This is a genomic window from Arthrobacter globiformis (assembly GCF_030818015.1).
GTDB classification, from domain to species: Bacteria; Actinomycetota; Actinomycetes; order Actinomycetales; family Micrococcaceae; genus Arthrobacter; species Arthrobacter globiformis_C.
The window spans coordinates 1,974,065-1,997,456 of sequence record NZ_JAUSZX010000001.1 but is presented as its reverse complement, the minus strand read 5'-3'; the positions used below and the strand labels follow the sequence as shown (position 1 = coordinate 1,997,456).

Genomic DNA, 23,392 nt, shown 5'->3' with positions numbered 1-23,392 from the left:
TGTACTAGGGACTCAATCGGCACGGATGCAGTAGGGAGATCGATTCCAGTGACCTCAGATGATGACGCCTTCGAGGGCACATTCAAGGAGATGTTCCGCCGGCACGCAGCGGGCGTGGCAATCATCACCGTGAACTACGACGGGGTCCCCTACGGCTTCACGGCAACCTCTGTTGCCTCGCTTTCCGCCAAACCGCCGCGCTTCACCTTCAACATGGCACGCAGTTCCAGCTCGTGGCCGGCGGTGGCCAACACAGCGTATATCGGCGTGCACATGCTGGGGCTCGAGAACCAGGAGCTGGCCGACCGGTTCGCCCGCACCAAGGAACGCTTCGCCGGCGACCACTGGGCCCACGGACCCTATGACGTGCCTGTGCTCAAGGACGTTTCCGGCTGGCTGATCGGCAAGATCCAGATGCGCCTGTCCTTCGAGAACAACGCCGTCGTGGTGGTCGAAGTGGTGGAGGGTCAGGTTGGCGAGGACGGCTCACCGCTGCTGTACCACTCCGGAACCTACGGACAGCCCGTTCCCCTCGACTACGAAATCTGAACGGCTGCGGGATCCAGGTGTCCAGGCAGGGAAACCTAGGCGTCCAGGCAGGCCGGCCCCAGCAGCACCTTCAGGTCCCCGAACAGTGACGGGTTCGGATTCACCCGCAGGTGAACGGGAAGCGCCATGACCTCGATCCGGCTGTCGCCCTGCAGGTTCACCCGGACCTCGGAGTTGCCCCGGTGGTTGCGCAGCACGTCCCCCAGTTCCGTGACCACGGCCTCGGTGGCCTTGTGCGTGGGCATGGTGATCACCAGCGGTCCGCTGGTGCCCTGGCTGAGGTCCGGGACGGAGAGCTCCATGCAGTTCAGGGTCACGGCACCGTCGTCCCGCCGCTGCAGCCGGCCCTTGACCACCACGATCAGGTCCTCGGCGAGAACCGAGGCGATCGGCCCGTAGACCTGGCCAAAGAACATAACCTCCATGGAACCGCCGAGGTCCTCGATCTCCGCCCGGGCATAGGCGTTGCCGCTGGCCTTCGCGATCCGGCGGCTCAGTGAGGTGATCATGCCCGCGATCGTAACGATGGCGCCGTCGTGCGGTCCGTCCTCCGCGATGATCGAGGTGATGGACTGGTCGGCGTGCTGGCTCAGGACGCCTTCCAGGCCCTGCAGCGGGTGGTCTGAGACGTAGAGGCCCAGCATGTCCCGCTCGAACGCGAGCTTGTCCTTCTTCTCCCATTCCGGCAGGTCGGGGATCTCGATGCTGAGCGACGACTCGGACTCGGCCTCGTCGAAGCCGGCAAAGAGATCGAACTGGCCGATGGCCTCGTTGCGCTTGAGGGTGATGACGGAGTCGATGGCTTCTTCGTGAACCATGGCCAGCGCGCGGCGGTGGTGGCCCAGCGAGTCAAAGGCTCCGGCCTTGATCAGCGATTCGATGGTGCGCTTGTTGCACACCACTGCCGGCACCTTCATGAGGTAGTCCTTGAAGGAACTGTAGGCACCTTCTTTTTCGCGGGCGGCCACCATGGCCTCGACCACGTTGACGCCGACATTGCGGATGGCGCCCATGCCGAAGCGGATGTCCTCCCCCACCGGGGTGAAGTTCAGGGCCGACTCGTTGACGTCCGGCGGCAGCACCGTGATGCCCATGCGCCGGCATTCGTTGAGGTAGATCGCGGACTTGTCCTTGTCGTCGCCAACCGAGGTCAGCAGCGCGGCCATGTACTCCGGCGCGTAGTGCGCCTTCAGGTACGCCGTCCAGTACGAAATCACGCCGTACGCCGCCGAGTGCGCCTTGTTGAAGGCGTAGTCGGAGAAGGGCAGCAGGATATCCCACAGGGTCTTGACCGCCTCCATGGAGTAGCCGTTGTCCTGCATGCCCTGGGAGAAGCCGGCAAACTGCTTGTCCAGCTCGGACTTCTTCTTCTTACCCATGGCGCGGCGCAGAATGTCGGCCTGGCCCAGGGTATAGCCGGCAAGCTTCTGCGCCACGGCCATAACCTGCTCCTGGTACACGATCAGGCCGTAGGTGCCGCCAAGGATCTCGGCGAGGGGTTCCTCAAGCTCCGGGTGGATCGGGATGACCTCCTGGATCTTGTTCTTGCGCAGGGCGTAGTCGGTGTGCGCGTTGGCACCCATGGGACCCGGCCGGTACAGCGCCAGCACGGCGGAGATGTCCTCGAAGTTATCGGGCTTCATGAGCTTCAGGAGGGAGCGCATGGGGCCGCCGTCGAGCTGGAAAACGCCCAGCGTGTCACCGCGGGCCAGCAGCTCGTAGGACGCCGCGTCATCCAGGGCGAGGGTTTCGAGGTCCAGGTCGATGCCGCGGTTCATCTTGATGTTTTCCAGGGCGTCGGAAATGATCGTCAGGTTCCGCAGCCCGAGGAAGTCCATCTTGATCAGGCCGAGGCCTTCGGACGTCGGATAGTCGAACTGGGTGATGACCTGGCCGTCCTGGAAGCGGCGCATGATCGGAATGACGTCGATGATGGGGTCCGAGGACATGATCACGCCGGCCGCGTGCACGCCCCATTGCCGCTTCAGGCCCTCAATGCCCAGTGCGGTCTCGAAAACCTTGGCGGCCTCGGGATCCGTGCTGATCAGTTGCCGGAAATCCGCTGCCTCGCTGTAGCGCTTGGCATCCTTGTTCTGAATGTCGGCAAGTGGAATATCCTTCGCCATCACGGCAGGCGGCAGTGCCTTGGTCAGCTGTTCACCCATGCTGAAGGGATAGCCAAGGACACGGGAGGAGTCCTTCAGCGCCTGCTTGGTCTTGATGGTCCCGTACGTGACGATCATGGCCACGCGCTCGTCGCCGTACTTCCGGGTCACATAGTCGATGACTTCGGGACGGCGCCGGTCATCGAAGTCGACGTCGAAGTCAGGCATGGAGACGCGGTCAGGGTTCAGGAAGCGCTCGAAGATCAGGCCGTGGTGCAGCGGATCAAGGTCGGTGATGCGCATGGCGTAGGCCACCATGGAGCCTGCGCCCGAGCCACGTCCGGGCCCCACCCGGATGCCGTTGTTCTTGGCCCAGTTGATGAAGTCGGCCACCACGAGGAAGTAGCCCGGGAAGCCCATCGAGGTGATGACTTCCAGCTCGTAGTCGGCCTGCTTGCGAACCTTGTCCGGTATGCCCTGGGGGTAGCGGTAATGGAGTCCCTTGTCGACCTCCTTGACCAGCCAGGACGTTTCGTCCTCGCCCTCGGGGCAGGGGAACCGGGGCATGTAGTTGGCACCGGTGTTGAAGGACACCTCGCACCGCTCGGCGATCAGGAGAGTGTTGTCGCACGCCTCGGGGTGGTCGCGGAACAGCTCGCGCATTTCCTGCGGCGACTTCAGGTAGTAGCCGCTGCCGGAGAACGCGAACCGGGAGCCGCCGTTGTCGTAGGTGGGTTCGAGGAGCGTCGAGCCGGACTGGATGGCCAGCAGGGCCTCGTGCGCCTTGGCGTCATGCTCGTGGGTGTAGTGCAGGTCGTTGGTGGCAACGAGCGGGAGGTTCAGTTCCTTGGCCAGCCGCAGGAGGTCACCGGTGACACGGCGTTCAATGTCCAGGCCGTGGTCCATGAGTTCGCAGAAGTAGTTCTCCGCGCCGAAGATGTCCCGGAACTCCGCAGCGGCTTCCAGGGCTTCGCGGTACTGGCCGAGCCGCAGCCGGGTCTGGACCTCGCCGGAAGGGCAGCCCGTAGTGGCGATGAGACCTTCGGAATAGGTGTTCAGCAGCTCGCGGTCCAGCCGTGGCCACTTGCCGAAGACCGAATCCAGGGAGGCGATCGACGAGGCGCGGAACAGGTTACGCATGCCCACGTTGTTGTAGCTCAGCAGGGTCATGTGGGTGTAGGAGCCGCCGCCGGAGACGTCGTCCTTGCGCTGGCTCTCATCGCCCCAGCGGACCCGGCTCTTGTCCCCGCGCGCCGTTCCGGGAGTCACATACGCTTCGACGCCGATGATGGGCTTGATGCCTTTGTCTGTGGCCTTCTTCCAGAAGTCGAAGGCACCGAAGAGGTAGCCGTGGTCGGTCGTCGCCAGGGCGGGCATCCCCAGCCGCTCGGTTTCGTCGAACAGCTCACCGAGCCTGGCGGCGCCGTCCAGCATCGAGTACTCGGTGTGGGTGTGGAGATGTACGAACGAGTCATTGCTGGAAGTCACCGGACCATTCTAGTGCCGACCCCCTGACAATTAATGTCGGCGTGCCGCGGGCTCAGGCCTTGCCCGTACCCAGGACTTCCAATGCGTAGGCGAGGTCCTCGGGATACTCGCTGGTCACGGTGACGCGTTCCCCGGTACGCGGGTGGTCAAAGCCAAGTTCACGGGCGTGCAGCCACTGCCGGGTGAGCCCTAGGGTAGCGGCGAGCCGCGGGTCGGCCCCGTAGGTGAGGTCTCCGGCACACGGATGGCGGAGCGCCGCGAAATGGACCCTGATCTGGTGGGTCCTGCCGGTCTCCAGGTGCACCTCCACCAGGGTGGCCTTTCCGAAAGCCTCGAGGACCTCGTAGTGCGTCACCGATGGCCGGCCGTCCTCGATGACGGCGAAGCGCCAGTCGTGGCCGGGATGCCGGCCGATCGGGGCGTCGATGGTGCCCTGCAGGGGATCCGGAAGGCCCTGGACCACCGCATGGTAGACCTTGTCCACGGTGCGTTCCTTGAACGCCCGCTTCAGGGCGGTGTAGGCGGGTTCTGTCTTGGCCACCACCATGACCCCGGAGGTCCCGACGTCGAGGCGGTGGACGATGCCGGCGCGCTCGGCGGAGCCGGAGGTGGAAATGCGGTAACCGGCCCCGGCGAGTCCGCCGACGACGGTGGGTCCTACCCAGCCCGGGGACGGGTGCGCCGCGACCCCCACCGGCTTGTCGACCACCACAAAGTCGTCGTCATCCAGCAGGATCTTCAGGCCTTCCACAACTTCCTCCACGACTTCAAGGGGATCCCGGCGCTCGGGGACCGTCACGTGCAGCACGGTGCCGGACGCGAGCTTGGCAGACTTGCCCACCGGTTTGCCGCCGCTGACGACGTTGCCCTCGGCTATCAGGGTGGCGGCGGACGAACGGGACATGCCCATCAGCTTGGCCAGGCCGGCGTCCACGCGGGTCCCGTCCAGCTCCTCGGGCACCACCACCCGCTCAGACATTGTCGGTCCCGTTGCGCTTTTCGACACTGTGGTGCGACCCGTCAAGGGCGATCCCCCGCAGTGTCAGCAGGCAGATGATGACCACGGATGACACGACGGCGGAGTCGGCGATGTTGAAGATCGCAAAGTTGGGCAGCTGGATGAAGTCCACCACGTGGCCCATTCCGAACGACGGGTCCCGGAACAGGCGGTCCGTCAGGTTTCCCAGGGCGCCGCCGAACAGCAGCCCCAGTGCCAGCGCCCACCACGCGGATCCGAGCTTGCGGAGCTGGAACAGGATGGCGGCGGCGACCACCACCATGATGATCGTGAACACCCAGGTCACGTTCTCGCCGATGGAGAACGCGGCGCCGGAGTTCCGGATGTAGTACCAGTGCAGCAACGGGGGCAGTACCGGAATCCGTTCGCCCTCCACCATGGTGTTGGTCACCCACAGTTTGGTCAGCTGGTCGAAGACGTAGGCGAAAACTGCCAGTCCGGCGAACACGGACAGCAGGACGCCGCGCCGGCGCCGCGGTGATGATGAAGCTGGGTGCGCTGCGTCAGCGGCAAGGTCGTCAGTCATGGTGCTTTCATTCGGGAACCGTCGTTAATGGCAAAGGCCGGTGGCCGAGGAATCCTCAGCCACCGGCCTTCAGAATACGTGCTAAACGGCGGCGCTGCTGCTTTCGCCAACCTCAGGGGCGGCAACGGAACCACGGGCGTCCAGGTCGCGCAGCTGGCCTTCGATGTAGGCCTTCAGGCGTGAGCGGTAGTCGCGTTCGAAGCCGCGCAGCTGCTCCACCTTGCGCTCGAGGACGGAACGCTGCTGCTCCAGGGCGCCGAGGATCTTGCGGGACTTCTCCTGCGCGTCGTTGACCAGGCTGCTGGCTTCGATCTGTGCTTCTGCGATGATCTTGTCGCGCTGCTGCTGGCCCTCGGCCACGTGGCGGTCGTGCATCTGCTGTGCCATGGCCAGCAGGCCGGCAGCGGACTCGGAGATGTTGCTGCTGGTGACGGCGGGTGCCGGGGCTGCAACCGGTGCGGCCTGCTCGGCTTCCTTCTTCTTGGCAGCTTCGGCGGCCTTGGCCTCAGCTTCGGCCTTCGCGCGCGCTTCGTCCTTCTCGGACTTGGACGGCGCGGGGACCTTCTCAACAACAGGGGCGACGGCGGAGGTGGCAGCCGGCGATCCGGGGCCGCCTTCGGCGAGCTTCTTGCGAAGTTCTTCGTTCTCCTGGTTCAGGCGCCGCAGTTCAACGACGATCTCGTCCAGGAAGTCGTCAACTTCATCCTGGTCATAGCCTTCGCGGAACTTGGTCGGCTGAAAGCGCTTGTTGACAACGTCTTCTGGCGTCAAAGCCATCTGGTCACCTCGTTGGTCTAGTTCGTCAGGAGGCCTTCCGGCCGTCAAAACTACGGTACCTAAATATGGTCTGGTTCCTCTAATTCAACACCGTTGCGTCAAACAAAAGGTTTTATGCGCCCGGGGATCCATGCGGATCGGCCCCGGCGCGGCAAGCTGATATGAAGTTATGCAAATGACTTGGTGATCGCCATGGCAATGCTCAGGCCGATGAACAGCACCAGAAACCCGAGGTCCAGTGAGACGCCGCCCAGCCGCAGCGGCGGGATGAGGCGCCGCAGAACCTTCAGCGGCGGATCAGTCACCGAGTAGACCGCATGAGCCGCCACCAATGCTACCCCGCGGGGACGCCATTCCCGCGCGAACATCTGAACCCAGTCATAGACGAGGCGGACAATCAGAGCGACGAAAATGAACAGCAGAACGATATAGACGAGCCCGAATAGTATTCCCATGAGCTAACCCATTGTCTCCATGTTCATCGCGGGCACTTCCATGCCCTGGGGTTCCTGCCGGATTGTGCTGCTCCCCTATTTCAGCACGGATGCCAGGCAGGTGCGTCCCTGCCTGGCATCCGGAGAGCCGTTTTTTAGCTTTGGTTGAAGAAGCTGGCGGTGGCCTCGCTGGCTTTCTTGTCGTCTCCGATGACTTCAACATACGACGGCGACAGCAGGAAGACCTTGTTCGTCACGCGCTCGATGCTTCCGCGCAGCCCGAAGACGAGGCCGGCGGAAAAGTCGACAAGCCGCTTTGCGTCCGCCTCCCCCATGTCCGTCACGTTCATGATGACGGGGATACCGTCACGGAAGCTTTCGCCGATGAGCTTGGCGTCGTTGTAGGAGCGCGGGTGGATCGTGGTGATCTGCCGCAGTCCGGTGGTCTCTTCGCGGCTCGATGCCGCACGCTTGATGGGTGTCACGGGTGCGCGGTATTCCTCTTCGGCAGCTGGTGGCACTTCACGGGTGACCTCTCGGAGCGGCGCCGGCGCGCGGCGCTCTTCACGGTCATGCTCCATTGAGTTGTCCTCATCCTTTTGCTGGGTGGAAAGCTCAGACTCGTAGTGTTCATCGCCATCGGCGAGCCCAAGATAGATCATTGTCTTGCGCAGAGCGCCAGCCATGGTCGACTCCTAATCGTGTCCGGAAGCGGGCCGCCCAAAGGTGAAGACAGCATTGGAATCCCCGCCATTCACTTCCAATACGACAGACGCTACCGCACGGCCGGGCGCGAACCGAGAATATCTGAGCCAATTCGGAGGTGTGTCGCACCGAATCGGACAGCTGCTTCCAGGTCCTGGCTCATGCCGGCGGAAATTCCCGTGGCGCCGGGGAAATCCCGCTGCAGGCCGGTTGAAATACCCAGAAGTTTTTCAAAGGCCCGGTCAGGATCCGCCCCGAGCGGCGCCACCGCCATGACACCTGCCAGGCGCAGACCGCCAGCGGCTTCGAGCTGCTCCGCCAGTTGCGGCACCTCGGCGGGAGCCGCCCCGCCGCGGTGGGCAGCGGCGTCGTCTTCCAGGCTCACTTGGATGAAACAGTCCAGGTCGGCACGGCCGGTCAGCTCCTGCTGGCCGGCCATGGCCCGCTCCAGGGCCGTCACGAGCTGGGAGCGGTCCACCGAGTGCACGGCAGTTGCGTACCGGACCACCGTCTTGGACTTCTTGCTCTGGAGCTGGCCCACGAAATGCCAGGTGAGGTCCAGGGCCTCGAGTTCCTCGGCTTTTGCGGAGGCCTCCTGGTCCCGGTTCTCCCCGAAATCCTTGACGCCAAGCGCTGCCAGCCGGCGGACGTCGTCGGCCGGGTGGAACTTGCTGACCACTATCAGGCGCGGCGGGTTTTCTCCGCGGCCGGCCGCCGCGGCAGCACGGTCGATGCGCTGCCGGACGGCGTCGAGGCGCTCCTGCAGCTCCACGGTCCGGGCATCTCCGGACGCCGGGCTTTCAGTCATGGGTCCACACCAGTCCGGCGAATCTGCCGGACCGGGAGTCGCGGCGGTGGGAAAACAGGGATTCGTTTTCAAGCGTGCAGGGCCCCCGGTATTCGATGGGAACGCCGAGGGCGTCAAGCTGGCTGGCGGCGCCGCCGGGCAGGTCCAGCGCCGGCGTTCCCCATGTTGTTGTTGACCATGCGGACGGCAGGGCGGCGGCGACCTCGTTCCGGAGTTCGGCGGGCACCTCATAACACTTCCCACAGACGGACGGGCCAAGCCAGGCCCGGATGTCCGTGGCGCCGGAGGCGCGCATCTGTCCCACCGCAGCCGGAATGACCCCGGAGAACAAGCCGGGGCGCCCGGCATGAACGGCAGCCAGCACGGGACCGGAAGCCCCGGCGCCCACCAGGACCAGCGGAATGCAGTCCGCCACCATCACCGCAAGAGGCTTGCCGAGGGACACCAATGCATCCGCCGTCGGCGCCTGCGGAGCACCCGCAGCCGGGTCAGATTCAAAACTTGCACCAGATTCAGTGACTGCACCGGATTCAGCGACAAGGGACACCTCGTTGCCGTGGACCTGGTTCATGTACTGGAACCTGCGGGGCGCGACGCCGGCGGCGTGCTCCACCTGGGCCCGGCGGCGAAGTACCGCGCCGGCGTCGTCACCCACGTGCAGGGCGATGTTGCCGGCATTCGTGTCGGTGAAAGCCACGGACACGCCAGGCTGGACTTCAGCACGCCACAAAAACAATCGAAACTCCGGCTATCAGGGTCAGGAAACGGGACAGCGGCCGGGCGGATGTCCGCCCGGCTACCTCCTACTTCAGGAAATCGGGGACGTCCAGGTCGTCAGACCGGCTGCCGGTGAGGTCAGGCTCAACCACCGACGGAAGGTCGACGTCGAACCCGGAGTCAGCGGGGACAGCGGTCGGGCGCTGCTGCCCCCAGCTGCTGAGACCTGCACCGACGCCGGCATGCACGGGCTGGACGTGGACCTGCTGGCCGCCTGAGGACGGCTGGCTCTGCGGGGCGGCCGCCGGCACGGCAGGGCGCTGCGGTGCAACCTGCGGCTGCGACTGGTCCATGGACGGCGACGTGGCCTTGACGTCGTCGAAGCCTGCCGCGATGACGGTGACGCGGGCTTCGTCACCCAGGGCGTCGTCGATGACCGCACCGAAGATGATGTTGGCCTCGGGGTGGGCAACTTCCTGCACCAGGCGCGCAGCCTCGTTGATCTCGAACAGGCCGAGGTCGGAGCCGCCCTGGATGGACAGCAGGACACCGTGGGCGCCGTCAATGCTGGCTTCCAGGAGCGGGGAGGCGATGGCAAGCTCGGCTGCCTTGACCGCGCGGTCCTCGCCGCGGGCGGACCCGATGCCCATCAGGGCCGAGCCTGCGCCCTGCATGACGGATTTCACGTCGGCGAAGTCAAGGTTGATCAAGCCGGGCGTGGTGATGAGGTCCGTGATGCCCTGGACACCGGACAGCAGGACCTGGTCAGCGGAGCGGAAGGCGTCCAGGACGGAGACGTTGCGGTCGCTGATGGACAACAGGCGGTCGTTGGGGATCACGATCAGGGTGTCCACCTCGTCGCGGAGGGCGTCGATGCCCGCCTCGGCGGAGCCTGCACGGCGCCGGCCTTCGAAGGTGAACGGACGCGTGACAACGCCGATGGTCAGAGCGCCAAGGGAGCGCGCAATGCGGGCGACAACAGGTGCGCCGCCGGTTCCGGTGCCACCGCCTTCACCTGCGGTCACGAAGACCATGTCGGCACCGCGGAGCACTTCCTCGATCTCGTCGGCGTGGTCCTCGGCAGCCTGCTTGCCGACTTCGGGGTTGGCCCCGGCACCCAGGCCGCGCGTCAGTTCCCGTCCGACATCGAGCTTAACGTCGGCGTCACTCATCAGCAGGGCCTGGGCATCGGTGTTAATAGCTATGAATTCGACACCGCGGAGACCCACCTCGATCATGCGGTTGACTGCGTTCACGCCACCGCCGCCGATGCCGACGACCTTGATGACGGCCAAGTAATTCTGCGGAGCTGCCACGTTACGTGTCCCTTGTTAGTGTCCTATTGCGAAAACTGATGGAGTCGAGCTTGAAGCCCTGAACCTTAACCTTCCAGTTGAAGGTTATAGTTATGTCAAGTAACTCACGTCTGTGACGCTATTTCCTATGCTGGCTACATTCAATAACCGCCGCCGCGTGTCGTCCTAATCCCCGTGAAATACAGCGGCTCAGCGCGTCACCGGATGCCGCGGCGCGCTCACGTCGTAGGTGCTGACCGGATTCGCGGGATCGGCCGGCACCTTGAGCAGCGCCTCTAGCACCCGTGCTTTGAGCTCCTTCTCCCCCGCGTTGCCCCAGATGACGGTCTGGCCGTCCAGCAGCTTCAGTTCCACCGCGTCCACCGATTTAGCGGAAGCGTTGGAGAGCTTGGCGAGCACATTGGCCGGAAGCGCGCCGAGGACATCGGCCGTGGCCTGGAACAGGTCCTTGCCGATCGTGCCTGCGCCGCCGTCAATCACCGGCAGCTTCACGGAAGCGGCATCTGCGGTGGTGCCGAGCCGCACGCCGTCGACGTCCACAAGCATGTACTCGTTGCCGCGCTTCACGAGGGCAACGGGCACGCGTTCCTGGATCTGCACGACGAGGACTGACGGCGGGTGGGCCTGCGTTGTGACCGATTTGATCTGGACGAGCGGCTTCAGCAGCGAGTTGACGTCATCGTCGCTGACCTGCGGCAGCGGCGTGCCCAGCAGCGGCTTGAGCGCCGCCTGCACCTGGGCCGGTTTGAGGAGCTTGGTGCCTGTGACGCTCACGCTGTGGACAGCCAGCACGGGGGAATAGATGGCAGCGACGATGAGCCCCGCCACGAGGGCAGCAGTGACACACACCGCAACGATGAGGTTGCGCCTGATGCGCCGGCCCCGCGGTTCGGGAAAGGCCAGCACATTGTCCGGCCCGGCGCTCTCCGGCCCGGATTTGTCCGGCCCTGCAGCATCGGTCGCCGTGGTGCGTTGCTTCTTTGATTCTGGCTTCCTGGCAGTGGCTCCCGGTTTGGCAGATCCCGGTTTGGCAGGTCCCGGGCTTTTCAGCCGGGGCCAGGGCGCTTTCGTCGGCTTGTCCTGCACCTTGTCCTTCGGCCTGCTGCCCTGTGCCGTCTCCTGCGTGCTACCTTCCGGGACGCCCTTGGAGGCGGTGATCACGGCCGGCTGGCCGCCGTCGGGCCTGGCACCGGTGTCCCGGGCAGCACCAGTAGCGCGGCCGGCACCGGTGTCCGTGGCCCGGGCAGCACCAGTTTCGCGGCCGGCACCGTTGTCCCGGGCAGCGGGCTTGGCCGGACGGTAGGTGGGGCGCCGGGTGCTACCCACCGAGGGACTCCACGATGAGCGGCCCGTAAGCGGTGACGTCCCCGGCGCCTGCCGTGAGGATGATGTCCCCCGGCTGCGCGGCTGCGGCCAGGACGGCTACGGCCTCGTCGCCCGCCCCGACCAGGCTGCCGCCGGCGCCGAGGTGCTCGGTGATGAGCGCGCTGGTGACGCCGGGGATGGGATCCTCGCGGGCCGGGTAGATGTCGAGCACCAGGGCAGTGTCCGCAGCATTGAGCGCGTCGGCGAACTCAGCGGCAAACTCCCGGGTCCGGGAGAACAGGTGCGGCTGGAAAAGGACATGCACCTTGTGGTCGCCAGCCACGGACCGGGCCGCCGACAGGGCGGCGCGCACCTCCGTCGGGTGGTGGGCGTAGTCGTCGTAGACCCGCACGCCCCTGCCCTCACCCTTGTATTCGAACCGCCGCGACGCACCGGAGAAGCCCGCCAGGGCGGAGGCGGCGGCCTGGGCGTCCACGCCGAGTTCGAGCGCCACCGCCATGGCGGCGGCAGCGTTCAGCGCATTGTGCCGTCCGGGGACCTGCAGTGCCAGCGGGAACCGGCCCCCCGCTGTCGTGATTGCCACCCTGCCCGGGCCGCCGTCGTCGAGCCGGAGGTCGGCAGCCTCAGAGGTGCCGTACAGAACAACACGGGCATTGCCCCGCTCGCGGGTGCGCAGCGCCAGCGCGTGCGCGCCGGCGTCGTCCGCACAGGCCACCAGCACGCCGTCGGCGGGCAGCAGTTCCGTGAACCGGTCGAAGGATTCGTACACCGCCTCAGCGGTGCCGTAGTGGTCGAGGTGGTCCGGTTCCACGTTGGTGACGACGGCGATCTGCGGACGGTAGTTCAGGAACGAACCGTCAGATTCATCCGCCTCGGCCACAAACACCTTGGAGCTGCCGTTTGCCGCATTGACGCCGAGCGCCGGAACGTTGGCCCCGATCGCGAACGACGGGTCCAGGCCCGCGCCCTGCAGCAGGACGGTGATCATGGAGGTGGTGGTGGACTTCCCATGGGTGCCGGCCACCGTCACGACGAGGTCCTCGCCCATGGTGGCCGCAAGGGCTTCGGAGCGGTGCAGCACGGGCAGGCCGGCGGTACGTGCGGCCTCGAGTTCGGGGTTGTCGGCGCGGATGGCCGATCCTGCCACCACAGTCTGGGCGTCGCCGAGGTTGCCGGCGTCGTAACCCACGCAGATCCGGGCGCCCGCCGCGGCGAGCTCCGTCATGACCGGCAGGTCCTTCGCGTCCGAACCGCTGACTGGAATCCCGCGCGCCACCATGATCCTGGCGACAGCAGACATGCCCACGCCCCCGATCCCGATGAAGTGCACGCGGCCGAGTGCTTCCTGGGTGGGTGCTGCGTTGGTGGTCATTTGGATACCGCTTCCAGTACGAGGTCGGCCATGAGCTGGTCGGCATTTCGGATGCCAAGGTTCTCCGCGTTAGCCGCCATCGCATCGAGCCGGGAACGGTCGGTCAACAGCGGGATGAGGCTGGTGCGGACCCATTCGGGAGTGAAGTCCCGGTCCGCCACCAGGAGGGCCCCACCCGCATCCACAAGTCCGCGGGCGTTCAGCGCCTGCTCACCGTTGCCGATGGGCAGCGGCACGAAGACCGCGGGAACGCCGACGGCGGCGACCTCGCTCACGGTAGCCGCGCCGGAACGGGCGAGCAGCAGGTCAGCCGCGGCGTACACGGTCTCCATGCCGTCCACGTACTCAAGCTGCCGGTAGCCGTCGGCGCTCAGCGCGTTGCCGTCTGAGTCCACCACGGACTTGCCGCGGCCGGTGATGTGGACGGTCTGGACGCCGGCCCGGGAAAGCGCTTCGAGCGACGCCGCCACAGTGCGGTTAATGCTCTGCGCCCCGGACGAGCCTCCGGTGACGATGAGCACCGGCTTCTCAGGCTGCAGGTCCAGGCTGCGCAGGGCACCGTTCCGCGCCGTTGCCCTGACCATGGCTGACACTTCCCGGCGCATGGGCATGCCCACGTGGCGGGCGTTGCGCAGCGGGGTGCCGGCGAAGGCCACGGCCACGTGCCGGCTCAGCCGCGCCCCGACCCGATTGGCCAGGCCCGGCCGGGTGTTGGCTTCGTGGATGACGATGGGGATCTTCCGCCGCCAGGCAGCGAGGTACATGGGCGTGCAGACGTACCCGCCCACGCCCACGAGGACGTCCGCGCCGGCGTCGTCGAGGATGCGCCCGGCCTGCCGTACGGCGCCGGCGAGGCGTCCCGGAAGGCGGAGCAGGTCTGCGGAGGGCTTTCGCGGGAACGGAACACGGTCGATGGTGGCCAGTTCGAGCCCGGCGGCCGGGACCAGCCTGGTTTCCATGCCGGCGGCCGTTCCGACGGCGAGCAGTCGTGCGTCGGGGCGGGCATCGCGGATGGCGGCGGCGATGGCCAGCAGCGGGTTGATATGGCCTGCTGTTCCACCGCCGGCGAGGACCACGGACAATGACTCGGTTTTCATCAGGTGCTGGTTTACGCTTTCGTACGGGATTTCTTGCGCCCGGGCAACCGCCACGGGCCGAGCAGTTTGCGGGGCCGGATGTTGGGCGCCATCTGTTCGCGGGCCAGTGACAACACTACGCCGATCGCGCAGAGTGACATCAGCAGTGCCGAGCCGCCGTAGGAGATGAACGGCAGCGGAACGCCGATCACCGGCATCAGGCCGGTGACCACGGCCATGTTGACCGTTCCCTGGCCCAGGAGCCACACCATGATGGTTCCGGCCAGGACCCGGTGGAACAGGTCCTCCTGTGCCACCACCACGCGGTAGATGGCGGCGCCGAGGATGGCGAAAAGGACAAGCACGACGACGGTCCCCACTAACCCGAGTTCCTCGCCGATGATGGCGAAGATGAAGTCGTTGTGGGCCTCGGGGATCCAGCTGTATTTCTGCCGGCTCTGCCCGAGCCCGACGCCGAACCAGCCGCCCGACGCCAGCCCATAGAGGCCGTTGGTGGACTGGTAGTTGGCGTCGATGCCGTCGCCGCAGCTCTGGCCGGTCCACCACGAGGTGATCCGGCAGACCCGGTTGGAGCTGGTCATTGCCATGAACGCTATGACGGCGCCGAGGCCCACGGCCGCGAACCCGAACAGGTACAGGCGCACGCCGGCGAAGAACAGGGCGGCGGCCGTGATGAGCATGATGATCATGCCGGTGCCGAGGTCGTTTCCGATCAGGACCAGTCCGATGATCCCGCCGGCTATGGGTACCACGGGGACCACGGCGTGCCCCCACTGGTGCAGGAGGGACGCCTTCTTGGCCAGCACGGTGGCCATCCACAGTGCCAGGGCAAGCTTGGCCGCCTCGGACGGCTGCAGGGTGAAGAACCCGCCGATGTCGATCCAGTTCTTGTTGCCGTTGACGCTGGTGCCAATGACCAGCACGAGCCCCAGCAGGGCATAGGCAATGATGATGCCGAGCCACGCGAGCCGCTTCAGCCATACGACGTTGATGCGCGACAGCATGAACATGCAGAAGGTGCCGATTCCGGCGAACAGCCCCTGTTTGAGGGCTGCGGTGTAGGGCGACTCGCCCGCGGCAATGGCCTCCACGCTGGACGCCGAGAGCACCATCATGATGCCGATGGCGGTCAGTGCCAGCGTTGTGCCGAGGATGAGGTAGTAGGTGGAGCCGTTGCGCGACTTGCCGTTTCCCTCGAGGGCGGACCAGAAGCGCCGGTACCACCGGAGCAGCCGGCCCCTGGCGGGAGTCGATGCAGCACCCGGTCCCGTCTTCCGGGGGGCGGCCCCACGGGAGGTCTCCCCCGCCCGCTGCCGGGCGGCCGCGGGACGTGTGGGTGTGCTGACCATTCTTACTCCTTGCCGGTCCGGGCCTCCCCTTCCACGAGCTCGCGGACCGCTGCAATGAAGGCGTCGCCACGGTGAGCATAGGAAGAGAACTGATCCATGGATGCAGCAGCCGGGGCCATCAGCACAGTGTCACCGGACGCGGCGAGCTGTGCCGCCGATGCGACGGCCCGTGCCATCACTGCCTCCCCGGTTTCGGCTGAATCCGGTGCGGCGTCATGTCCGGTTCCGGCTGACTGCACAATTTCAGTGTGGCCTGCCGCCTGCCGGATGACCGGGACATCCGGTGCGTGTCGCTGCAGGGACTCTTCCAGCGATGCCGTGTCCTTGCCGATCAGCACCACGGCCTTCAGGCGGCGCGCATGCTCGCGGACCAGGTCGTCGTAGCTGACGCCCTTGGACAGACCGCCGGCAATCCACACCACCGGGTCGAAGGCGGCCAGGGAGGCGGAGGCGGCATGCGGGTTGGTGGCTTTGGAGTCGTTGATCCAGAGAACGCCGTTCTGTTTGGCGACGGGCTGGATGCGGTGGCTTCCGGGGATGTAGGCCTGCAGTCCTTCGCGCACGTGCTCAGGGCTGACGCCGTAGGCCCGCACCAGGCCTGCTGCGGCCAGGGCGTTGGCCACCATGTGGCGGGGTGCCACCGGGCCCAGGTCGGACATGGACGCCAGTTCGACGGCGCTGTCCTTCCGTTCGGCGATGAAGGCCCGGTCCACGAGCAGGCCCTCCACGACGCCGAGCATGCTGATGGCGGGCGTGAGGGTGGTGAAGGCCACCGCGCGGCAGCCTTCCACCACGTCCGCGTCCTCCACCATGCGTTCGGTTTCGATCTGCTCGTCGTTGTAGATGCAGGCCTTTTGCGTGTTTGCGTAGATCTTGGCCTTGTCGGCGAGGTAGGACTCGTAGGAGCCGTGCCAGTCGACGTGGTCTTCGGCGACGTTGAGGCATACGCTGGCGACTGCCGAGACGGAGTCGGACCAGTGCAGCTGGAAGCTGGAGAGCTCCACCGCGAAGACGTCGTACTCCACCGGGTCACGCAGGGCATCGAGGATGGGCGTGCCGACGTTGCCCACCGCGATCGCCTTCAGGCCTGCGGCGCGCAGCATGGACTCGGTCAGGCCGACCGTCGTCGTTTTGCCGTTCGTGCCGGTGATGGTTAGCCAGTCAGCTGTTTTCCGGCCTTCGCGGACGCGGAGGCGCCAGGCGAGTTCGACGTCGCCCCAGACAGGGATGTGGGCGCGGGCCGCGGCCGCGAGCAAAGCCTGGTCCGGGCGCCAGCCCGGCGAAGTGACCACGAGCTCCGGCTTCAGGCCGTCGATCTTTGGCAGCGTGCGGACGGCCTCCTCTCCCAGGAGAACGTCGGCCGCGCCCACGATCCGCAGCGTGTCCGCCTTGGCCTGGGCTGTTTCCGTGGTGGCACCGTCAACCACCACCACGCGGGCGCCGAGTTCGATCAAAGTGTCCGCGGCTGCGAAGCCCGAGACGCCGATCCCGGTGACCACGACGCGCAGCCCGGCCCAGTCGGAGTCCCAGCTGACCAGGCCGCTGAGCCTGGCCGGACCCGTTGCCTCGGCGTGGGATTCGGAGCCGTTCATAGCAGGACCACCCATTCTGCGTAGAAGATGCCAAGACCCGCCGCGACAAACAGGCCGGCGAGGATCCAGAACCGGACCACCACGGTGACTTCCGCCCAGCCCTTGAGTTCGAAGTGGTGCTGCAGCGGCGCCATCTTGAAGAAGCGCTTGCCCTTGGTCACCTTGAAGTAGCCCACTTGGATGATGACGGAGAGCGTGATGAGGACGAACAGGCCGCCGATGAAGGCAAGCAGCAGTTCGGTGCGGGAGAGGATGGCGAACCCCGCGATGGCGCCGCCGATCGCGAGGGAGCCCGTGTCGCCCATAAAGATTTTGGCCGGTGAGGTGTTCCACCACAGGAAGCCCACCAGCGCGGCGCTCATGATGGCCGCAAGGAGCGCGAGGTCAAGGGGATCCCGGACGGAATAGCAGCCGCTGCCTGCCTGACGGGGAGAGCCACAGGCCTGGTTACTCTGCCAGATGCCCATCAGCGTGTAGGCGCCAAACACCATGACCGCGGCGCCGGCGGCCAGTCCGTCCAGGCCGTCGGTGAGGTTGACCCCGTTCGTCGCCGCCGTGACGATCAGGTTCGACCACAGCACAAAGAGGATCGCACCAAGTACGGTGCCGCCGAACGCCAGGTCCAGCCACGGGATGTCACGGACCATCGAGATTTTGGTGGACGCCGGGGTGAGGCCGTCGGCGTCCGGGAAGTAGAGGGCCATGACGGCGAAGATGATGCCGACGGCCGCCTGGAGGATGAGCTTGGCCTTGGCGTTCAGGCCCAGGCTGCGCTGCCGGGAAATCTTTATGAAGTCATCGAGGAAGCCCACCAGGCCCATCCCCACCATCAGGAACAGCAGGAGCAGCGCCGAGGCGGACGGCCCGGCCGAACGCGGGTTCATGAGCCACATGATCAGGTGGGTCAGTCCGTAGCTCAGCAGGACCGCGCCCACCACCACAGTGCCACCCATCGTGGGCGTGCCGCGTTTGGTGTGGTGCGAGGTCGGTCCGTCATCGCGGATGAACTGGCCATAGCTCCTGCGGACCAACAGACGGATGAACAGCGGCGTGCCCACCAGTGCCAGCAGCAGGGCGAGGCCAGCGCCGATCAGAAGTGCAATCACAGCAGCTCGCTCCCTTCAGTGGCAGTTGTGGGGGTGGCACGTGGGGGTAATGCTATCCGATCGCCCAAATGGCGCAGTCCCACGCTGTTCGAGGACTTGAAGAGCACCAGGTCGCCGGGCTCGAGCTGCTCCTGGAGCAGTTCGTACGCTTCGTCAACGGTCTCAGCGAAGATGCATTCATCTCCCCACGACCCTTCCTGCACGGCGGAAACGTACAGCGAACGCGCCTCCCGGCCCACCACCAGGAGGCGGGAGATGTTCAGCCGCACCACCTGCGTGCCGACGGCGGTGTGCTCGCGGATGGAATCGTCGCCCAGTTCCAGCATGGCCCCGAGCACGGCCCAGGTCCGGCGGCCGCGGCCGAGGTCCGCCAGCGTGCGCAAGGCAGCCCGCATAGATTCCGGGTTGGCGTTGTACGCGTCGTTGATGACCGTGACGCCGTCGGGCCGTTCGGTCCGCTCCATGCGCCAGCGGCTGGCCGCGGACTGGGAGCTCAGTGATGCGCTGATCCGGTCAGCCGGTACGCCGGCCGCGTGCGCGGCCGCTGCGGCGGCGAGGAGGTTCGCCACGTGGTGTTCGCCGATGAGTTTGCTGGTGACCCTGACCGTGGGCTCCCCCGGCACTTCGAGGTCGAACTCCGGGTTGCCCGAGGCGTTGGTGTCCAGGTTGGCGGCCCGGACGGCAGGAGCGTCGGGGTCGGCATCCCGGGACGAGAAGCCCAGGACAGTCGCCTGGGTCCGCGCGGCCATGGGAGCAACGCGCAAATCGTCGAGGTTCAGCACGGCGGTGCCGCCAACGGGCAGGGCCTCGGCGAGTTCGCCCTTGGCGGCCGCGATGTTCTCCACGCCGCCGAATTCCCCGGCGTGGGCTGTTCCCACGCCGAGCACCACGCCGATCTCGGGCCGGACCATATCGGCCAGGTAGCGGATGTGCCCGATGCCGGTGGCGCCCATCTCGATGACCAGGAACCGGGTGTCAAAGCCCGCCTGGAAGACGGTGAGGGGCACGCCGACCTCGCCGTTGTAGGAACCCTGGGGTGCAACGGTCGGCCCTTCAGCCGACAGAATGCCGGCGAGGAGGTCCTTGGTGGTGGTCTTGCCGGCCGAACCCGTGATGCCGATGACCGTCAGCTGCTCGCCGGCAGCCTCGCGGTGGTGCCTGATCCGCCGGACAGCCTCTGCCGCAAGGGCGCCCATGGCCAGCACCGCATCCTCGACCACGATCGACGGATAGTTCCGGCCGGCGTCGTCCTTGATTTCGCGTTCGGTGAGGGCCAGCACCGCGCCGCGGTCAAAGGCCGCCCCCACGAAGCTGTGCCCGTCTGCGCTCTCGCCCGGTTTGGCGACATAGAGGGAGCCGGCAACGGCCTCCCGCGAGTCGGTCACCACGGATCCCGGGGTGACGTCGGGGTCGGCAAGCAGCCGGCCGTTGGTGATTTCGGCGATTTCCGCCGCAGTTAGTTCAATCATGTCGGTCTAGGACTCTATCCCGTCGTCTTGGAGAACGGTGAATCCTCGTGCCGTCAAGGCGTTCCGTAGTTCCACCCTGTCGTCGAGGGCAAGGTTCACTCCCTTGACCTCCTGCCACACTTCGTGCCCGCGACCCGCAATGAGGATGGTGTCCTCCGGTGCCGCCAGGTTGACGGCCTCCCGGATGGCAGCTTCCCGCGGAAAAACCTCCATGATTTTGCAGTCCAGCTGCTCGGCTTCCTTGGCGTCCGTGGCACCTACCAGCACCTCTGCGCGGATCGCCGCGGCGTCCTCATCGTGGGGGTCGTCATCGCTGACGATCACGACGTCGGCAAGCCGGGCCGCGGTCGCGCCCATGGAGGGGCGTTTGCCCTGGTCGCGCTGGCCCGTGGCGCCGAAGACCACGATCACCTTGGACGCGGGCTCCGGGGACCGGACGGCCTCCAGGGCGCGTGCCAGTGCATCGGTGTTGTGCGCGAAGTCGACGACGGCGGCCGGCCGGGTGGAGACGAGCTGCATGCGGCCTGGCACTGCCACCGTGAACGGATCCTTGGCATCGAGTGTTGCCTGCACTTGGGCGGGGTCTGCACCGCCGGCGAGCACCATGGTCAGGGCCAGTGCCGCGTTGGAGACATTGAAGGCCCCAGGCAGCCCGGTGTGCACGCGCAGTTCCGTTCCGTTCCGGCCGCGGAGGGTGAATTCCGTGCCGAGGCCGCGGGGCTTCGGATCGATGACCGTCCAGTCGGCCCCTGCTGATTCGGCCGCTGCCGATTCGGCCGCCGGGTCCGCTTCCGGCCCGCTGCCGGGCTGGAGAGTTCCCAGCGTGGTGACCGGAAGCTCAGTCTCGGCGGCAAGCCGCCGTCCCCACTCGTCGTCGACCGTCACGACGGCGGCACGGGCGCGTTCGGCGGTGAACAGCGCCGCTTTGGTCCGGTAGTACTCCTCCATGGTGCCGTGCAGGTCCAGGTGGTCCTGGGTGAGGTTGGTGAAACCGACGACGTCGAAGACCACGCCGTCCACCCGTCGGAAGGACACCGCGTGCGAGGAGACTTCCATGGATGCGGCGTCCAGCCCGCGTTCCCGCATGAGGGCCAGCAGGGCGTGGACATCGGTGGATTCCGGGGTGGTCAGGAGGCTGGGAATCGGGTCCCCGCCGGCCAGGATCTCGATGGTGCCGATGAGTCCGGTCTTCTTGCCCATCGCCTGCAGCAGGGCGTTGATGAAGTACGTGGTGGTGGTTTTTCCGTTCGTGCCCGTCACGCCGAACATCGAGGGGCCCGGGAGGTCGGCGTCCTGGCTCCGGTAGATCAGCCTGGACAGCCGGCCCACGACGCTGCGGGGCTCCGCCACCACCAGCACGGGCACGGCGATGTCCGACCCCAGGGCAAGAAGTTTTCCGCCGGTTTCATCCGTCAGCACCGCCACCGCACCGGACTCGATCGCCGTCGGTGCGAAGTCCGCGCCGTGCCAGGCCGCCCCCGGCAGGGCAACATACAGGTCCCCGCGTTCCACGGACCGGGAGTCGAGCGAAATGCCGGTGACCTGAACGGACTCAGAGGCTCCAGGTACGGTGACGCCCACTGATTGGCCGATGACACCCAGTTCGACGGCGGCGACGGCGGTGGGCCGGAAGCCGCTCTTGGATGCCTGCCCCTCCGGGGCATCGGCAGTGCCGGGGTCATGGTGCTGTGACAACTGAATCTCCGTTGGTGCTAGTGGACCAACGGACACGACAGAACTGTTTGTTCAGGTGTACCGCGGTCTTTCATGGCGGGCGTTACTTGGCGTGCTGCGTTATGTGGCGTACTGGTCACTTGGCGAACTGCGGCAGCCTGGCGGGCGTGCCCTTGGACGGCGGAACGTTGTACGTCCGCAGCGCCTGGCTCATGACCGAGCGGAACACGGGCCCGTTGGTAATCCCGTAAATGGACCCCTTGGGACGCTGCAGGACCACCTCCACAATAAACCGCGGATCGTCCATCGGCGCCATCCCCACCATCGAGGCGGTGTACCCGCAGAAGCCTGCGGTCCCGTCGTCGCAGGGCGATTGTGAGGTACCGGTCTTGGCGCCCACCCGGTAGCCGTCGATTGCGGCCTCCTTGATCTGGCCCTCCGTAACGGCACTTTCGAGGATGTCCCTCACCTGCTTCGCCGTCCCCTCCGAGACCACCCTGCGGGACGGCTTGGCCGCGACCTTTTCCTCGGTTCCGTCCGGGCTGATGTAGCTGTCGATAAGCCGCGGCTGCAGCATCACCCCGTCGTTGGCGATGGACTGGTAGGCGCGGACCGTCTGGAGTGTCGACTGCGAGACACCCTGCCCGAACAGCACCGTGTACTGCTGGCGGCCGTCCCACTGGTCGGCCGGTGTCAGGATGCCCTTTGCCTCCGCCGGCAACCCGATCTCCGGCGCCTCGCCGATGCCGAATTTCTGCAGCCAGTCATGGCGCTGATCCTTGGTGAGGCGCTGGCCCGCCATCACGGTGCCCGTGTTCATGGACCAGCCCAGGATGCCCGCCAGGGTCCGCTTCTCGGTCCCGTGGGAAAACGAGTCGTCAAACTGCTGGCCGTCCACCACCAGGGACGGCGGGATAACGAAGGTGTCCAGCGGTTTGGCCTTGCCTTCTTCGATGACCGCGGCGGCGGTGATCATCTTTTCCACCGATCCGGGCTCGTACGCCGCGGTGACGGAACGGACGCCCCGGTCCTTGGCCGCCACCTTGCCGGGGTCGTTGGGGTCAGGCGTGTTGGTGTCGGCCATGGCGATGATGTTGCCGGTCTTCACGTCCGAGACGATGATGACCCCCCACTCGGCGCTGAGCTTGTCCGCCTGGGTCTGGATGGCCTGCTGGGCGAAGTACTGGAGGTCGGAGTTCAGGGTGAGCTTGACGTCCTTGCCGTCCTGCGCGGGCGTCAGTTCGTCGATGCCCACGGGAATGCGGAGGCCGTCAGCGCCGATTTCGAACACCCGCTTGCCCGGAGTGCCACGCAGTATCGCGTCCTGGGTCTGTTCGAGGCCGGCCTGGCCGGTGGTTCCGTTCTCCAGGAAGCCCACAATGCCGCCGGCCACCGAGCCGTTCGGGTAGACGCGCTTGCTGGTGCCTTCGGAGAAGATACCCGGGATCTGCAGTTCCGACACCCGGTTTTCGACGTCAGGCCGGAGGTCCTTGGCCACGATGTAGTACGTCCTGGTGCCGGTGACGGATTTGCGCACGTCCTCGGTGTCCATGCCCAGGACGGCAGCGAGCTCGGCGATCCCCTGGTCACGTGACACGGTGACCAGCTCGTCCTTGCCGTTCACCTTTTCAAGCCGCTTGAAGGATTCGGTCTTGGTATTTACAGACTGGTCAACAGTGATGTTGTAGCGGATAACGCTGTTGGCCAGCACCGTTCCATTCGCGTCCAGGATGCTGCCGCGTTCGGCCGGCAGCACGGTGGGGCGCAGCCGGTTGTCAAGCGCAGCTTCAGCCATGCCGCCGACGTCCAGCCCCTGCACCAGGAACAGCTTCCCGCCGACAACCACCAGCAGCGCAAGCATAATGCTGAGTCCAAGGCGGAGCCTCTTCGTGGCGTTAGCAGCCTTCTTCTTGCTTGCCTTGCTCTTGCCTTGCGCCACGCTCATCCCCTACTGCTTGCCATGC

The 23,392-nt window shown here is 66.2% G+C and carries 19 protein-coding genes; 1 reads left to right on the top strand and 18 read right to left on the bottom strand.

Features of this window, described 5'->3' with window-relative positions:
- Window positions 1–90 precede the first annotated feature (90 nt).
- A complete protein-coding gene (locus tag QFZ23_RS09155) occupies window positions 91–549 on the top strand; it encodes a flavin reductase family protein (RefSeq protein WP_306926770.1) in 459 nt (152 codons plus the stop codon).
- A 35-nt stretch (window positions 550–584) separates the two neighbouring features.
- On the opposite strand, the gene dnaE is transcribed toward QFZ23_RS09155, so the two are convergent.
- From dnaE to QFZ23_RS09065, 18 genes are all read right to left on the bottom strand, one after another.
- Window positions 585–4,142 (bottom strand): DNA polymerase III subunit alpha, encoded by a 3,558-nt coding sequence (gene dnaE / locus QFZ23_RS09150; RefSeq protein WP_306922322.1) that lies wholly within the window; start codon window positions 4,140–4,142, stop codon window positions 585–587.
- Window positions 4,143–4,194: 52 nt separating this feature from the next.
- The gene (locus QFZ23_RS09145; protein ID WP_102973983.1) at window positions 4,195–5,121 is read right to left on the bottom strand and encodes an RluA family pseudouridine synthase; all 927 of its coding nucleotides are present in this window, start codon (window positions 5,119–5,121) and stop codon (window positions 4,195–4,197) included.
- On the bottom strand, window positions 5,114–5,686 hold the full coding sequence (gene lspA / locus QFZ23_RS09140) for a signal peptidase II (protein ID WP_306922319.1): 573 nt from the start codon (window positions 5,684–5,686) through the stop codon (window positions 5,114–5,116). The genes QFZ23_RS09145 and lspA overlap by 8 nt, the downstream gene beginning before the upstream one ends.
- 81 nt (window positions 5,687–5,767) lie before the next feature.
- Window positions 5,768–6,463, bottom strand: a complete 696-nt coding sequence (locus QFZ23_RS09135) for a DivIVA domain-containing protein (RefSeq protein WP_306922317.1) — start codon at window positions 6,461–6,463, stop codon at window positions 5,768–5,770.
- 167 nt (window positions 6,464–6,630) lie between these two features.
- The gene (locus QFZ23_RS09130; RefSeq protein WP_003801741.1) at window positions 6,631–6,918 is read right to left on the bottom strand and encodes a YggT family protein; all 288 of its coding nucleotides are present in this window, start codon (window positions 6,916–6,918) and stop codon (window positions 6,631–6,633) included.
- A gap of 134 nt (window positions 6,919–7,052) precedes the next feature.
- The gene (locus QFZ23_RS09125) at window positions 7,053–7,583 is read right to left on the bottom strand and encodes a cell division protein SepF (protein ID WP_306922314.1); all 531 of its coding nucleotides are present in this window, start codon (window positions 7,581–7,583) and stop codon (window positions 7,053–7,055) included.
- A gap of 89 nt (window positions 7,584–7,672) precedes the next feature.
- Window positions 7,673–8,410: a YggS family pyridoxal phosphate-dependent enzyme gene (locus tag QFZ23_RS09120; RefSeq protein WP_306922312.1), complete on the bottom strand. Its 738-nt coding sequence runs from the start codon at window positions 8,408–8,410 to the stop codon at window positions 7,673–7,675.
- The gene (locus QFZ23_RS09115; RefSeq protein ID WP_306922310.1) at window positions 8,403–9,146 is read right to left on the bottom strand and encodes a polyphenol oxidase family protein; all 744 of its coding nucleotides are present in this window, start codon (window positions 9,144–9,146) and stop codon (window positions 8,403–8,405) included. Before QFZ23_RS09115 ends, QFZ23_RS09120 begins: the two co-directional genes overlap by 8 nt.
- Before the next feature lie 67 nt (window positions 9,147–9,213).
- Window positions 9,214–10,443: a cell division protein FtsZ gene (gene ftsZ, locus QFZ23_RS09110; RefSeq protein WP_306922308.1), complete on the bottom strand. Its 1,230-nt coding sequence runs from the start codon at window positions 10,441–10,443 to the stop codon at window positions 9,214–9,216.
- Window positions 10,444–10,632: 189 nt separating this feature from the next.
- Window positions 10,633–11,769 (bottom strand): cell division protein FtsQ/DivIB, encoded by a 1,137-nt coding sequence (locus QFZ23_RS09105; RefSeq protein WP_306922307.1) that lies wholly within the window; start codon window positions 11,767–11,769, stop codon window positions 10,633–10,635.
- The gene (gene murC / locus QFZ23_RS09100) at window positions 11,762–13,141 is read right to left on the bottom strand and encodes a UDP-N-acetylmuramate--L-alanine ligase (RefSeq protein ID WP_306922305.1); all 1,380 of its coding nucleotides are present in this window, start codon (window positions 13,139–13,141) and stop codon (window positions 11,762–11,764) included. The genes QFZ23_RS09105 and murC overlap by 8 nt, the downstream gene beginning before the upstream one ends.
- Window positions 13,138–14,238 (bottom strand): undecaprenyldiphospho-muramoylpentapeptide beta-N-acetylglucosaminyltransferase, encoded by a 1,101-nt coding sequence (gene murG / locus QFZ23_RS09095; RefSeq protein ID WP_306922303.1) that lies wholly within the window; start codon window positions 14,236–14,238, stop codon window positions 13,138–13,140. The genes murC and murG overlap by 4 nt, the downstream gene beginning before the upstream one ends.
- Window positions 14,239–14,249: 11 nt before the next feature.
- Window positions 14,250–15,587, bottom strand: a complete 1,338-nt coding sequence (ftsW, locus tag QFZ23_RS09090; protein ID WP_306922302.1) for a putative lipid II flippase FtsW — start codon at window positions 15,585–15,587, stop codon at window positions 14,250–14,252.
- Between the two features lie 2 nt (window positions 15,588–15,589).
- On the bottom strand, window positions 15,590–17,194 hold the full coding sequence (murD, locus tag QFZ23_RS09085; protein WP_373427865.1) for a UDP-N-acetylmuramoyl-L-alanine--D-glutamate ligase: 1,605 nt from the start codon (window positions 17,192–17,194) through the stop codon (window positions 15,590–15,592).
- Complete coding sequence (gene mraY / locus QFZ23_RS09080) at window positions 17,176–18,285, bottom strand: phospho-N-acetylmuramoyl-pentapeptide-transferase (protein WP_306922298.1); 1,110 nt, start codon at window positions 18,283–18,285, stop codon at window positions 17,176–17,178. The genes murD and mraY overlap by 19 nt, the downstream gene beginning before the upstream one ends.
- A complete protein-coding gene (locus QFZ23_RS09075; protein ID WP_306922296.1) occupies window positions 18,282–19,754 on the bottom strand; it encodes a UDP-N-acetylmuramoyl-tripeptide--D-alanyl-D-alanine ligase in 1,473 nt (490 codons plus the stop codon). Before QFZ23_RS09075 ends, mraY begins: the two co-directional genes overlap by 4 nt.
- Before the next feature lie 6 nt (window positions 19,755–19,760).
- Window positions 19,761–21,449, bottom strand: coding sequence for a UDP-N-acetylmuramoyl-L-alanyl-D-glutamate--2,6-diaminopimelate ligase (locus QFZ23_RS09070; protein ID WP_306922295.1), 1,689 nt, complete (start codon window positions 21,447–21,449; stop codon window positions 19,761–19,763).
- 115 nt (window positions 21,450–21,564) lie between these two features.
- The gene (locus QFZ23_RS09065) at window positions 21,565–23,373 is read right to left on the bottom strand and encodes a peptidoglycan D,D-transpeptidase FtsI family protein (RefSeq protein WP_306922294.1); all 1,809 of its coding nucleotides are present in this window, start codon (window positions 23,371–23,373) and stop codon (window positions 21,565–21,567) included.
- Window positions 23,374–23,392 lie beyond the last annotated feature (19 nt).

Bases quoted from the DNA above. Each gene is read 5' to 3' on its own strand.
- lspA (WP_306922319.1), bottom strand. From the start codon at position 5,686: ATGACTGACGACCTTGCCGCTGACGCAGCGCACCCAGCTTCATCATCA.
- QFZ23_RS09145 (WP_102973983.1), bottom strand. From the start codon at position 5,121: ATGTCTGAGCGGGTGGTGGTGCCCGAGGAGCTGGACGGGACCCGCGTG.
- murD (WP_373427865.1), bottom strand. From the start codon at position 17,194: ATGGGTGGTCCTGCTATGAACGGCTCCGAATCCCACGCCGAGGCAACG.
- murG (WP_306922303.1), bottom strand. From the start codon at position 14,238: ATGAAAACCGAGTCATTGTCCGTGGTCCTCGCCGGCGGTGGAACAGCA.
- ftsW (WP_306922302.1), bottom strand. From the start codon at position 15,587: ATGGTCAGCACACCCACACGTCCCGCGGCCGCCCGGCAGCGGGCGGGG.
- QFZ23_RS09135 (WP_306922317.1), bottom strand. From the start codon at position 6,463: ATGGCTTTGACGCCAGAAGACGTTGTCAACAAGCGCTTTCAGCCGACC.
- QFZ23_RS09065 (WP_306922294.1), bottom strand. From the start codon at position 23,373: ATGAGCGTGGCGCAAGGCAAGAGCAAGGCAAGCAAGAAGAAGGCTGCT.
- murC (WP_306922305.1), bottom strand. From the start codon at position 13,141: ATGACCACCAACGCAGCACCCACCCAGGAAGCACTCGGCCGCGTGCAC.
- QFZ23_RS09155 (WP_306926770.1), top strand. From the start codon at position 91: ATGTTCCGCCGGCACGCAGCGGGCGTGGCAATCATCACCGTGAACTAC.
- QFZ23_RS09075 (WP_306922296.1), bottom strand. From the start codon at position 19,754: ATGATTGAACTAACTGCGGCGGAAATCGCCGAAATCACCAACGGCCGG.
- QFZ23_RS09130 (WP_003801741.1), bottom strand. From the start codon at position 6,918: ATGGGAATACTATTCGGGCTCGTCTATATCGTTCTGCTGTTCATTTTC.
- QFZ23_RS09120 (WP_306922312.1), bottom strand. From the start codon at position 8,410: ATGACTGAAAGCCCGGCGTCCGGAGATGCCCGGACCGTGGAGCTGCAG.
- QFZ23_RS09125 (WP_306922314.1), bottom strand. From the start codon at position 7,583: ATGGCTGGCGCTCTGCGCAAGACAATGATCTATCTTGGGCTCGCCGAT.